This is a genomic window from Halobacillus sp. ABH2_015, from assembly GCF_056158945.1.
The window spans coordinates 25,185-38,628 of record NZ_JBSWUG010000004.1 but is presented as its reverse complement, the minus strand read 5'-3'; the positions used below and the strand labels follow the sequence as shown (position 1 = coordinate 38,628).

Sequence of the window (13,444 nt, the reverse complement as noted above, 5' to 3'; positions counted from 1 at the left end):
CACGCTTGTATATTTTGTCGAAAAAAAATAAAATAAGAACATATGTTCCTATTTTGGTTGTTGTTTTGATCCTATAGGTACCTTTTATCTATAAATAATATTTCTAGGAGGTACTTTATGTTTAAGGAGTACACAGACAAATTATCTAAATTCGAGAAACTCCTTTTCCTCCAATTCCAAAAGGACCACGAAAAACTAATCAAAAATCCATTGGTAAAAAAATTCCTTGAACAAGAAGAGCATTTTAACTTATTAATACAAAATCTCAAAGATCCCAGTGACGAGAATAGGAATATGTTGGATTCGTCTTTTCGTGAATATTATACAGGTGTAAAAGTGATTAATTATCTATCTAAAACAATCCATTGGGGGGCGGTTAACTTTGATAAGAAACAACGAAGAGAAAAAAATCGTTTCCCCTTAGTTATGGATGGAACTGTCGATGACGATGAAAGTAGCTTAGTTGAAGGGATTCCGAGCTCCGAGCCCCTTCTTGATATCCAAGTCATTGAAAATGTGCATAATTCGTTGGAAAACAAGATAGAAAATGAAAGATTAAAAATTGCTTTTTCAAAATTGACTGAACGTCAGAAGAAAGTCCTTGAGTTTGTTTATGGAAATAACCTTACATTAACAAAAACAGCTCATGAGCTAGGTATTACACAACAAGGTGCTTCTAAAATACAAAAGAAAGCCTTGGAACGATTGAGGAGAGAAATGGAGGGTGCGAAATGAAAGAATGGAAGACCTTAATTGAGAAATCCCAAAACGGTGATGAGTATAGTACGCTGAAGATTATAAAGAGAATTGAACCGAAAATAAAAAAGTCACTCAAACAAACAACTTATCAAGATAGAGAAAACCTGGAACAGGAATTGATATCAAAAACCTTAAAAGTAACACATTCTTTTGATACTAATAATGTTCCAGGGTTTTGGGAGTTTCTATCAACAAATAATTAGAGATTTTTTCGATTGATTTTAAAAGAGGTTGTGATTTTTCATTTTTAAACGCTTTACCTAATATACGAAACAGATATCTGGTTTGTGGGGTGTACAAACCGATGTCTTACACCCTTTCGTAATCAATAATATATGGAAGGATGAGAATATTGAGTATTTCAGTTGGAATAGCGTTAAGTCGAGGCGATTCAGGAGAAGACGTGAGAGAACTGCAACAAGCATTAGTAGATAACAACTTTTACCCGGATAAAGATGCTTCTAATTATGGGATCGATGGAAGCTATGGCCCGGCTACTGAAGATGCGGTACGAAGATTTCAAATTGTGCGAGGTCTTACTGTTGATGGGAAGGCTGGTCCAGAAACAATCAGCGCCCTTAAGTTGTATGAAGATGATCTTGTTAAAAATAGCATCACCGCATTAGTACCTGGAAATAACGGAGAATCAGTTCGTTTCTTACAAGAGACTCTCAAAAGTGAAGGGTTTTATACAGATGTATTAGATGGAAATTACGGTCCTAATACTGAATATGCAGTTAGACGGTACCAAACCATGCATGGTTTGACAGTAGACGGTATGGCAGGCCCAGAAACGCTCTCTTCCCTTGGAATTTATTCTGGAATTTCGGTGGGGGCACAGACTACTGGAGCTTTGCAACCTGGCGACTCAGGTGATGAAGTGAGATTCTTACAACAAATTTTATCCAATCGAGGTTATTATAATAATTCTATTGATGGTAGTTACGGACCAGCTACTGAGAATTCAGTACGTACCTATCAAACAGATAATGGTCTGACCATTGACGGTATGGCAGGCCCAGGGACCCTAACATCTCTCGGAATCTATGAGGGTAAATCCGGTGCGATCGGGGCTATGCAACCAGGTGACACCGGAGAAGAAGTGAAAATCCTCCAACGACATCTGGCCAATAATGGTTTTTACTCTGGAAGTATTGATGGTAGTTATGGCCCGGGTACCAAAAGTGCTGTACGCAATTTCCAGTCTGCTAATGGTTTGACCATTGATGGTATGGCAGGTCCGGAAACACTTTCTTCCCTTGGAATTTATAACGGTAGCTTCAGTTCTGAATTGATTAATGCTGTGCAACGAGGCGATTCAGGAGAAGATGTAAGGATTCTTCAGCAAGCGCTCGTAGATAATAACTTTTATCCAGATGTAAATGCTGCTAACTTTGGTGTTGATGGCTATTTTGGATCAAAAACGGAAGATGCCGTACGGCGTTATCAGCTCATGAAGGGATTAAGTGTTGATGGTTCGGCAGGACCAGAAACGCTCTCATCTCTTGGAATTTATGGATCCGGTTCAGGTTCTTCCCGCGGTTCAGGTTTTTATGGTGATGCTTTGTTACCTGGTGATGTAGGAGATGCTGTAAGAATTCTTCAGGAAACACTGGCTGATTTAGGGTATTATTCTGACAGTATAGATGGAAGTTATGGTCCGGCTACTGAAAGAGCCGTTCGCAGCTATCAATCTTCTAATGGATTAACTGTTGATGGTAATTCTGGGCCTAAGACACTTAGTTCCCTAGGGTTAAAAGGAAGTAATGCTGATGATATCGATATAAGCGATACTATTACAGGTGGCAACTTCGCAGATGTTTCTATAGTTGAAAAAATTATTCCCTTTTACAATTCGAACCGACCAGGAACCAAAATGAATCCCACTTATATTACTATTCATGAAACAGCTAATACGAATTCTGCAGCTACTGCAGCTATGCATGCTGAATATGTAAAACGGCACGATACACCAACATCATGGCATTATACAGTAGACTCATGGCCTGTTATTTACCAGCATTTACCTCTGGACGAGATTGGATACCACGCTGGAGATACTTATGGTAATTATAATAGTATCGGCATTGAGCTTTGTGTAAATGATATGGACAATTTTCATATAACTAGAAAGAATGCGGCTGCGTTAGTAAGTTATCTTATGAATGAATTTGATATTCCACTTTCCAATGTTGTTCCACACAATTATTGGAGTGGGAAGAACTGTCCTACTAACTTATTACCAGTATTCGAAAATTTTAAAATGCAGGTAATGGAATCATTGTCTTACATTTATGAACCTGATCCAAACCTCCGTGTCATAAAATCACCTTTTTCAGATAATATCAAAGAATATTATGACTCTGATCAAATTGGAACCATCAGCTACTCAAAAGGATATACTGTTGAACTTGGACGTATCAGTGGGGAATTAACCGGGACTATATTGCTAGGCGACCCTGATAAAGCTGAATGGGATTTAGAAGCTAACAAGGCTATAGAAGGCGCTGTAATCAGCGGGGTTATTAACCAAGCTCTAAACAAAATGTTGCAAGAGGGTTTCTTGCCTGGATTTAGGGAAGTCGCTGAAGCACGAGCAGAACTTGATAGCATTGTAGGAGATAACCTTAAAGAAATTGTGGAGCTTCGAGTAAGTGAAATGGATCTAAAAACATTAGACGAAGCTCCTTTTTTCAAAATGGATTATCTCACTATTGAAGCAATGTTCGAACAGTCTACAAATGTACATTACAAAGAAAAGCTTGTATTAGATGATGTCGACTGGGACAGGAAACAACTTCAAAAAGATGCTACAGTACTCGTCTTAGTGTGCTTGTTAGCTTTCTTCTTCTCTGTTGGGTTATCAGGAGCAGCCCTGTTGAATTTATTTAGAACAGTATCTCAGACTGTATTTCGCCAAGTATTAACGTAAAGAAAACTAAATAACTAAAAACAAAGACTCTTGTACCTCCCTAATATAATTGATATTGTGTTCTGTGAATATATTCGGGGAGGTACAAGACTATCATGAATAAAATATTGTCATTTTTCTTTACAATATCCATTATCACCTTAGTTGCTTGTAGTGAAGAGGGAAAGCAAGTAGAAGAGGAACAATCTCAACAGGAGAAGACCTCTGAGGAAGGGGAAAAAACTGAGGAACAAGATACGGGGACGCCCGGAGGGGAGTTTCAGTCTGTTGCCCATAAAGAAGATATAGATACAGTAGAAGTAGGACCTTTAACTTTAACTATTGTATCTTCAAACCTAGTAACTGGTACAGTAACAGATCCTTTCATCCTCGATAAAATTGGTGAAGAGAACATTGATTATATCAATATAGGAATGGAAATCAGTACTACAGATGAAGATATCAATTTCTCTAGTGATCATTTGAAGTTAACAACCGATACAGGGGAAAGCTTTGAATCTCCTCATGATTTTATGAGTGATAAAGTGGAAATGCAATACATTAAAGAAGATTTCACAAGATCACGTATGATTGCTTATTTATTTGATAATTCAAAAGTAGAGGATATTAAATCCGCAAATCTCCTTATAAAAGCACCTACAGACCAAGACGGACAGCCATTAGGCGAAGACGAAAATGTTGAAATCGATTTTGAGGAGAAATAAATCTTCCTAGATGGGTTGTATTACATTTTACTTATTATTGTTCTAGTTGTAGGAATAGGGTACGCTAGAAAACTAGCCGTAAAACAAACCTCTTCTGTAGTGGAGACGAAAAATAAACACAATGAAATTTTTGATGAACGAATTAAAGATATGAAAATTCAACAAGAGACACTTATAGAGTAGTTAAAGGAAATAAAAGAAATAATGGAAAAATAATACAAATAACAGAAGATTATAAAGCATTTTAAATCCAATTCCAATAAAACTGGTGCCTAAACAACTAAAGGTACCAGTTTTTTGGTTTGTTTAGACACAGGTGTGTTTTTTAAATGTAAAGTAATATAGCCGACTTCTCATTGTGGTATTAATCTAGGTCTAAATTAGGAAGTAGTTTCATACCTTTTGTTAAGGTCTGCACTTTACGATCTTATCAGACCTTAACATTGCAGTATGAACAAATACTTTCTTTTTCCTTTTGATCAGCAATTCGCAACATTGATTATTAGTAAAGAATTGACGCAAATCCACTATGAAGTGAAGACATTTCAATCGAAAGCATAAAAAATCGGTCCCTTCATAACGTTTAGGAACCGATAGAAACATTCAATTATACAATAATTCATTAACACAATTACTCAGTAATACATAATAGCAATCCCCTGCTAATAGAAAGATCTAATTTCACCTGATATTCAATGCTTTGACTGACTCTCACTTCCTATTCTATAGAACAGCAATTCTTTAATTACAAGACTCCATTCATGTATCTCAAAATCTCTAGCCTTCTTAATTACATAACCGTTTTCAAATTGATTATTTACACTATAACTAATTGTCTAAAAAAATAAAATAGTGTTAATGTTTTTTTCGATTCCAAAGCTCCTATATCTTCAAACTGTAAAATCCGGATAGAGCGTTTATATAACACCCCTTTGTATTATTGTGTTTTTGATGTATTGCGTTATTGAGCAAGCGTTCTGAATTACATATCCAAAGGGGGATTGAATTACCTTCCGTAGGATTGTTTCTTAGATGAAACCTGGACTTTATTTATAATCTTGTTCAATTCGTCATTCCAATCCTTTGTGTGAGAAGGTCTGTGGTCTTCAAAAATGTTCTTATTCAGAACCCCCTTTAGTTTATTATGAAATCTTGATGCAGCATCATCCCTGTCTACGCATGACATAATCTTATTTATTGGTTGACCACCTTGCTTCATATCCTTCATCGTTTGTACCAATGTTTTTAGTTTTAAACCACTCATACTAATCATGCGAGTTCCTTGAACTTTCTCTTTCTTAATCGACCAGTACGAAAGCATATCTATAGGGGATTCAAATAAGGCAATCTTATCCGGATTCCTCCCCACATCAATCGTAAATCCTTTGTCTTCTGCAGAGTTAGGCATGATTTGCTTGAACGTCCCGCGTTTACTATCAATATGTTTGGTTCCCTGCCGATCGCCACCGATGACCTTTCCTGATCGATCTTTCCACTTAAACACGGCATTCTCTTTCTTGTCTTGAACTAACAAATCCTTTTTGATGCACCAATCAACTATGCGACCGTCGATTCCACGTTCGTTCGTTAAATAATCCTTAATGATAGCTGTTTCATTGACCTCATAATAGTCAGGATATTGAAAGCGCTTCTTCTCTACACTCTGAGTGTTCGTTAATGAACCATATTCATGACCATTAACCCGATTCACAGCTTCCGGAAAGGACAACTCATAATACGTCATGGCGAAACTAATGGATCCAAAACCACCTTCTGAACGGCTGTTCCAATAGAACTTGTTTCCCTTAATGACTAAACTATCGTGTTCCATCACACGATAGTAAGGCTCACTGCTGTTTCCTTCCTGCTGCACATCTATGCCATTCGCATTTATGAAGTCAATTAAAGGGATCTCTTTGGCTTGGTTGATTTCATCAGAAGTTACTCTCACACCTTCTCCCCCTTACATCGTTAACCCGGAGCTTTTATGGCTGGTTTTTCTCCCTTCTTTGCTGAACGGATTATCATGGTCTACGGCTTTTCCTTGCTGCTTTTGTGCCTCCCTCGTTATATCCTTTTCCATCTTTAAAACGCTCTCCTCTGATACGTATCCTTCCTGTATGGCTTGCTTTTTCGATTCAGCGTATTGATTTTCAGCTGCCATACGGCCTACGATCTTTTCTTCTGTGAGTTCACCTGTATTCTCTTTCTGAACTAAGGATTGAAACCTTTCATATTGGCCTTTTAGATTTAACATTTGGTTTTTCAATGTCGTGTGTTGGTGTTCTTCTTGGAAAGAATCGGCTGCCTTAGATCGGATTTCGTTCAAATCATCTTCAGACAGGAGATTATGGGTTACAGCGAAGTTTTCTGCATCGTGTACTTTGTGGTTAGAAACGGACAATTGGTGATCATCAAGGTTATGCCGATGTTGGAGGTGTAGGTTTTCCTTATAAATGTGTGCAAAGGCTTGTGATACTTCTTCTTTAGAGTAAACATCATCTAAATAGCCCTTATCTGCAGGGAAGTACTCACAAAGATGCGCCTGCGATTGTCTTAAGTGATCATACATGTTCCCATAGGTTCCACCTCCTAAATCAATTCGATTTAAGGCGTGAACCGAAACACCATGATTTTTGGGAATGAGAACGTTGATTTTTGTCTTATCGTAGCCATCCTCTTTTAAGGATTCCAGGTTAGCTGTAGCCAATTGTTTGTCCATGTCTTCTACAGTCATTAAGCTTTGATCCAGGGTGGATTCACTCCATACGACATAAACAGCCGGATCATTCAATTTAGGATCGATCATCTTCACATTTGGCTTATCTCCATGCCAATTCTCTTTAAGGTTGTTGAATGATTGAATCATCGATGGTACATCCAATCCCTTTAAATCAAGCTGGTTCAAAATGTTCCTATCGTGTTCATCATGGAAGACCTCCTGGAACTCACTTAAGGAAAGGCCCTCCACCTTTTTGATTTGGCCATCTGTTACCACTTGAATGGATCCATATGCTTTCTGTAGGTCCATATCGGCTTTATCAGGCGTTTCATTGGTTTGATAACCCAAACCCCTTTCTCTCAACAAATCCTTCTCCAGATGGGTTATAAACTCATATGACGTGCTTTTCACCTCTTCCATTAAAGTCAGTTTGTCATTTATGGATTGATGGTTTCTGGTGTAATGATGGAGATAATTCAAGCTGGTATCACTGGTATCTAAATGGAAGTAGGAACAAACGGTAAAGGCCGTCAATTCTGCTTGGAATTCCTTCTCATTTTTGTTTAGCGTTTTGGAGTTCTCTGTACTGGTATTGTGAAGTTTAGCATGAGCCAGCTCATGAATAAGAGTCTTAACGTTATTCAATTCACTGTTTCTTGGATTTAATTCGATGGCTTTCCTCAGGTCATAGCTTCCATCCCTATTCGGCTGTTGGTACTCGACATACACGCCTTTCGCAGCACCAAGCTCTCCCCTGGGATGATCCATCACTTTGACGTCCATTTGCTCGGCAAGCCCTTTAAGGGAACGAACCATTTCCTTATAGTTCTCGACGTCACCTTCAAGCCATTTGTTTGGAAATATCTCAGGTAAATCCTCTGCAGTAGCGCTGGTCTGTGACACATCAAAGACATGACCGGTGGTATACGCAAGCTTTTCTTTAACGGGAATGTTGCCTTGGGTCATTCCTTCCTTCTCTTTCTTGGTTGCGTATTTCACGGGTGTTTTCACTGTCCCGGATCCGTTCGTCCTTTCCCGTTCAAAGACCTTGTATTTATAAGGAACAAGAACCTTGATTCCCTTTTCTCCTTTTTGAACAGGAAAGCCTTTATCTTTCCAGAACTTAAAGCTCCCTACAGCTTCTGCTCCAAGAAACTGCTTTTGAATTAAAATCGTGTTCCTGGCCGAGTAATTATAGAACTTGCTCATGAAAGTAAGGTAAGCTTTCATCTGTTCATCTGATTCAAAGAACTTTTCAACTTCTTTATTCCGATCTTCAGTGAGCTTTTCAATTTCCTGCTTTTTATCTTTGGTTGATTTGGTTCGTTTCTTAACCATCATTTCACTCCTTTCATTCAGCTACGCCATCATCATTAACCCCTTCATGAATATCAGCCAGAGCTTCCTCATCTAATTCGGTCATGTTAAACACATCTTCGAAGACGACCTTCTCTGCTTCCGTATCAAACGCTACATATTCAAAGTTTTCTTCCAGAAGGAGAGTCTCTACTGTTTCTGCTTCTTCTTCCGAAAGCAAAACGTGGTATTCCATCCCATTGACCAGGACGATAACCTCTTGATCTCCGTACTCCTTAATTACGCCGAATTCGTATCGAGCTATTTCTTTTTCCTTCATGTCGTTCACCCCCTTTGTTGGTAATAATCAGCCCTTTTCTGCTGCTGATGTTTGATTCTTTCCTGTACAAAGGTTTTCGCTGTATGGACCGGTTTTGATTCCATATCATCCGTTGTCAGGATATCGCTGACGTTATTTTCAATGAACAGTCCATTAAGTAATTCGATAATGACCTGTGTATTTCGATCTGTATTGTTTGTTCCAAGCAGTACACGCTTAACTTCCTTCTTCACTTCTTTCGACACATTTTCACTGATCGACTGAATCATCTCTTGCTGCATCTGTGTTTGATCCTTAATCTGTTTGTGTTCCTCAATGATTAAGTTTATCGTTCGGTTATCGTAAGGAATGTTGTTCTTTTCTGCATAATCCTCAAGGTAATCACAGGATTCTTTCGTCAGCCTTAACCTTCTTACTACATCATCACTCACAACGATCCCTCTCTTTCTATATCTCTTTGCAAACGCTCATAAGCAGCTTGGTTCTTATTGTTATTAAGTTCACTGTATATCAAGCGATCAACGCCATATTTCATCTGATGAAAAGCGTAATTCTTCTTCACTTGCTTCATTTTTGGTGTGTACTTTTGATTGCCCTTACCAAATTCCGTAAGCTTCTTATCGTAGTCGATCATTTCTTTCAAGAATGCGTTGCCCATTCTCTTATAAAGATCATCGATTTTATTCTGCTTATAGTCCTTATAACGATGATGATCCCCTTCCCCATAAGCTTTCCTTAATACCTCGACTTCTTTATCAAGCCTGTCTTCAAAGTTCTGGTATTCCGCCTTATAATTCTTCTCCATATAGTCCTTGATGAGTTGGTTCAACTTAGGCTTGATATGATTGATTTTTTCGTATCCATAGTTCCAGTACCTTCGGTTTTCCGGGAGAGCACGATAAATCTCCAAAAAGTCCTTTTTGAACGTACGATTAAAAGTCCCGAAGGTCTTGTGCTGCTTTTTGTCATTCACGATTTTATTTCTAATAATATCGTTGATTTTCTCATGTTCCTTTGATCTATCCATGATCTTATTCACAAACACAGATTTCATATTTTCTAATGTTTTAAGCTTACGTTTTCCCCTCGCATTTCCATCTGGTGATAATTCCACAGTGGCTAAATGAATGTGGACGTTGTCCGTATTGTAATGAATAGCACCAGACCATACAGGATTATTATTGATGTTTCCCTTATGGAGCATATCCTTCATTGCGAGCCTAGTTATATCTTTCAATCGGTTTTCATCTAATGAGCCTGTTCTTCGATCCAACATCCCGTGATCTTCCAGCCATTGATTATCAAAAGATACAACGTCCTGCCATAAAATACTTCCTCGTTCTTGAGATAACTTAAAAGCCTCCTTCAGCCTGTCCTTTTTATCCTCACTAAGTTCGCTGTTTTCAGAAGTAAATAGCGAGGTGGCCTTTCGCTCATCACTCATATAATTGTTGTACATGGAAAAGTCCGTAGTGTCCTTGGCCTCATCACGATCCATGTAATTCACGTAGTCATTAAAACGCTTTTGGTTCCCCTTAATGAATCTGGACTTAATAATCACGGAGGCTTTTTCATAAGTGGACAGAGACATTACTCTTCCTCCTCTTCCAACAACGTGTTTAACACGACAGTACTCTTATCTAATTGCTGACCGACCATACGAAGGATTTCTGTGTTTTTTTCTAACGTATTTTTTAACTCCATTTCCCTGCTGTTCAGTTCACGTATGAGAACATGATTTTCTAAAAGATCTTTCAAATATTGCTGCCTGGAAAGTTTGCTTCTCTTCGCTTTTTCATCGATTTCTTTAACCAGAGATGGGTTTAGATCTCTTATCTTCACTTCCATAAGACTCCTCCTCTCACAAAACGTAACACAAAATATGGAAATTACCCACCAAACCTAGAAAAAAAGAGCATAAGGAAAACATGACCCCACTTGGCGTGTGGTGTTAGGCAGAGCCTAACGTTTGGATGGGTACATAAAATCTGAAGTATTGCACAGTTTGTGCATAGTGTCTTTTCTAAGATTGCATAGTTTGTGCATACCTTAAGTCAAAGAAAGCAGCTAATTCTGAATAAAAATTAGCTGCTTTTCTCTTCCATTTAATTGGTCATTTCCAGTATTTTTTCTCGTTCTTTTTGCTTGGCTTTCTCAATTTTTTCTTGATACACATCCAGGTCCATTTCCAGATTACTGTTCTCTTTTTCCAGCTCTCCAATGTCGATTTCAAGTGAATTTATATCGTTATCTGTATCAAGTTTTTCTTCATCCGTTTGGTACACTTTTTCCTCTTTTAGGGTGCGTATTCTTTGATTTAACTCATTAATTTTAGTTTCATTTTCTTCAATCATTTCTTTAGTTTCAGATACACTTTTCTCAATATTATCGATGATCAAATGGGTGGTATAAGTGATGTATTCACTGTCTTCTTTTTCAACAATATCCTCTTTATTGATTTCCCTGTGATCAGCATAAAGAGTCTTAAGAAGCTCTTCCTCACCTTTATCACCTTCACTATATCCTGTCCCGATTAAATCCAAAGCCACTTGCGTATATTCTTTAGATAATCCATTGATCCGTACGATATAATGATCTTCAAATCGGAAAATGGTTTCGGTTTTCAGTTCGCTTTCATCACTTCGTTGAAAGGAGGTAAACTTCAGATTTTCATAATCAGAATCTAGGTTTTTTGTATCAATGACAATTTCCATTCTGTTCTTATCTTGATCGTAAATCCACTTGATAATTTCAATATCTTGAGTGGATGATACTTCGATGTTTTCATTTACGGGGGAAGATAAGACCTCCACTTTCTCCTTCATGATAAAACCTGACGTTAGAAAGAAAGCCAACCCGGCGAAGACAAAGGTAATGACCGTCACATAGATCCGGCTGGATTTTCTCCTCAAGTTCACTTTATCCTTATTGAACATCTTTTCACCTCCCTTTACACACTATTGTCTTCTTCTTCCTGAAGAGCTTCTGTATCTGCGAACAAATCCTCAATATTGGTTGCAATCCATTGCTCATCCTGACGCTCGAAAGTTACGCGTAGAAACATGTGGGATTCATCTTTTTTACCACTTTCTACGTAATTGATTTCATGTTTGATTTCCATCAGGACATCAACTTCCTGTTGATTCATGTCCATATTTTCGATGTAATATTTATCGCTGAGAATCCGAGATTCCATACTGGTTTGGTTGTATTCATCTGATGGAAAGTATCGTTCCTGCAGCTCTTCATCCATTACATTCTTAGCTTCGTCTTTTCTCTCCTGATATCCGTCTACTTTTTGAACATAAACCAAATCTACAAACAAGTTCGCTTGATTCAGAAGATCTTCAAAAGTCTGTTCCCTTGCCGTGTTGGATATGTTTTTCTCGTTTTCCTTCAGGATCTCGTTCTCTTCAACGAGCCTTTCATTTTCGTCTACGATGGCTGCATACTTCTCTTCGTTCTGTCCATTTGCATAAAAAAAGTACCCGTTCATGGCTAGTAAAAAGACCAGCACGACAATGGATACATTCTTAAACAATTTTGAGCTGTTCATAGCCATTTCTCCTTATGATCAGAATCCTAATACGTCCTTAGGGTTTTGATGTCCTCCCCATGTTTCCGTCTTCGTTTCCAAGTGTAGATGAGGACCTGTAGAACGTCCTGTTGTCCCGCAAACTCCTACTCTTTCCCCGGCCTGGATCCTCGCACCTTCAGATACATCGATACTGGATAGATGGGCATAATGAGAGTACAGGTTCTCTTCATGTTTTACGATCACCACATTTCCGTACGTACCTGCACTTTGGTTATAAACCACCACCCCATCACCCACTGTGTATATAGGTGTCACACCACCTATACAGTCAAAATCAATGCCATTGTGCATGGAATATTCGCCGGTCGTTGGATGATATCTCATGCCGTAATCACTGGTTATTTCAGCACTTCCTTGAATGGGTTTAACAAACTCCCCATTAAAGGATGGAGATATGTCGGCAATCGCATCACTGGACACCGGATGATAATACTTCAAGACAGCATCCACGTATAGAACATCCCCATAACACGCCCCCGAAGGAACGGAATCCCCACGAATACAACTATAGTTCCCGGTATGCTTTAACTCTTCATACATCATTTGTGAAAATGACACGGCTAGCTTCTTCGTATATTCACCACCACGGTCCATCACATAACCGATAAATCCTCCTCCAAAGTTGTAAGATTGGAGAGTTAATTTGATGTCCCCATCAGCTTGATTCAACACGCTTTTGTAATACTTAACCCCTTGCTTTATTGACTCATTCGGATTCGTTATGCATCCAATATAGCCACATTTACTTTCGCTCGCCTGGAAAGGATCATCCCCTTTCCCTCCGGATTCCTGCATCATCATAGCGAGCAGTATATCGACGTGGCTTTCTATTCCATAGTCTTCGGCGTACATTTCAACTTCATCACGGTAGCCCTCTACGGTATCATTCAAAGGATAAGTACCTGGAGGGAGAGAAACATATTGTCCGGGTTCATCCGTTTCTCCACCACCTCCGATGATACTTTGGAAAACTCCGGCCACAAATATGAACAAGACAAAGCCTCCGACAACCACCAACAGAATGATTAATCTTGTTTTAAGTGTTGCTAGATTGGCCCCCATTCTTACCGCATTTTTTGCAAAGTTCCCCAAG

13 protein-coding genes are annotated in these 13,444 nt (G+C 38.5%); 4 read left to right on the top strand and 9 right to left on the bottom strand.

Features of this window, described 5'->3' with window-relative positions:
• The first annotated feature begins 117 nt into the window (after positions 1-117).
• The 4 genes from ACXAD6_RS20240 (at position 118) to ACXAD6_RS20225 (ending at position 4,395) form a co-directional block, all read left to right on the top strand.
• A complete protein-coding gene (locus tag ACXAD6_RS20240) occupies positions 118-735 on the top strand; it encodes a sigma-70 family RNA polymerase sigma factor (protein WP_474970530.1) in 618 nt (205 codons plus the stop codon).
• On the top strand, positions 732-962 hold the full coding sequence (locus ACXAD6_RS20235) for a helix-turn-helix domain-containing protein (protein WP_474970529.1): 231 nt from the start codon (positions 732-734) through the stop codon (positions 960-962). Before ACXAD6_RS20240 ends, ACXAD6_RS20235 begins: the two co-directional genes overlap by 4 nt.
• A 149-nt stretch (positions 963-1,111) precedes the next feature.
• Positions 1,112-3,691 carry a peptidoglycan recognition protein family protein gene (locus tag ACXAD6_RS20230; protein WP_474970528.1) on the top strand — a complete coding sequence of 860 codons (2,580 nt, stop codon included), beginning with the start codon at positions 1,112-1,114 and terminating at the stop codon, positions 3,689-3,691.
• A 95-nt stretch (positions 3,692-3,786) separates the two neighbouring features.
• Complete coding sequence (locus tag ACXAD6_RS20225) at positions 3,787-4,395, top strand: hypothetical protein (RefSeq protein WP_474970526.1); 609 nt, start codon at positions 3,787-3,789, stop codon at positions 4,393-4,395.
• 1,006 nt (positions 4,396-5,401) lie between these two features.
• Here the strand turns inward: ACXAD6_RS20225 and ACXAD6_RS20220 are convergent.
• The 9 genes from ACXAD6_RS20220 to ACXAD6_RS20180 form a co-directional block, all read right to left on the bottom strand.
• Positions 5,402-6,346 carry a DUF3991 domain-containing protein gene (locus tag ACXAD6_RS20220; RefSeq protein WP_474970525.1) on the bottom strand — a complete coding sequence of 315 codons (945 nt, stop codon included), beginning with the start codon at positions 6,344-6,346 and terminating at the stop codon, positions 5,402-5,404.
• A 12-nt stretch (positions 6,347-6,358) separates the two neighbouring features.
• Entirely contained in the window at positions 6,359-8,455 is a 2,097-nt protein-coding gene (locus tag ACXAD6_RS20215) for an ArdC-like ssDNA-binding domain-containing protein (RefSeq protein WP_474970524.1), read from the bottom strand.
• A 13-nt stretch (positions 8,456-8,468) separates the two neighbouring features.
• Positions 8,469-8,753 carry a hypothetical protein gene (locus tag ACXAD6_RS20210; RefSeq protein ID WP_474970523.1) on the bottom strand — a complete coding sequence of 95 codons (285 nt, stop codon included), beginning with the start codon at positions 8,751-8,753 and terminating at the stop codon, positions 8,469-8,471.
• A 5-nt stretch (positions 8,754-8,758) separates the two neighbouring features.
• The gene (locus tag ACXAD6_RS20205; RefSeq protein ID WP_160839938.1) at positions 8,759-9,184 is read right to left on the bottom strand and encodes a hypothetical protein; all 426 of its coding nucleotides are present in this window, start codon (positions 9,182-9,184) and stop codon (positions 8,759-8,761) included.
• Entirely contained in the window at positions 9,181-10,344 is a 1,164-nt protein-coding gene (gene mobP2, locus ACXAD6_RS20200) for a MobP2 family relaxase (RefSeq protein WP_474970522.1), read from the bottom strand. The genes ACXAD6_RS20205 and mobP2 overlap by 4 nt, the downstream gene beginning before the upstream one ends.
• The gene (locus ACXAD6_RS20195) at positions 10,344-10,601 is read right to left on the bottom strand and encodes a hypothetical protein (protein ID WP_160839936.1); all 258 of its coding nucleotides are present in this window, start codon (positions 10,599-10,601) and stop codon (positions 10,344-10,346) included. Before ACXAD6_RS20195 ends, mobP2 begins: the two co-directional genes overlap by 1 nt.
• 257 nt (positions 10,602-10,858) lie before the next feature.
• The gene (locus ACXAD6_RS20190) at positions 10,859-11,578 is read right to left on the bottom strand and encodes a hypothetical protein (RefSeq protein ID WP_474970520.1); all 720 of its coding nucleotides are present in this window, start codon (positions 11,576-11,578) and stop codon (positions 10,859-10,861) included.
• A 125-nt stretch (positions 11,579-11,703) separates the two neighbouring features.
• Positions 11,704-12,309, bottom strand: a complete 606-nt coding sequence (locus tag ACXAD6_RS20185) for a hypothetical protein (RefSeq protein ID WP_474970519.1) — start codon at positions 12,307-12,309, stop codon at positions 11,704-11,706.
• A gap of 18 nt (positions 12,310-12,327) precedes the next feature.
• Positions 12,328-13,443, bottom strand: coding sequence for a lysozyme family protein (locus ACXAD6_RS20180; protein ID WP_474970518.1), 1,116 nt, complete (start codon positions 13,441-13,443; stop codon positions 12,328-12,330).
• Position 13,444 lies beyond the last annotated feature (1 nt).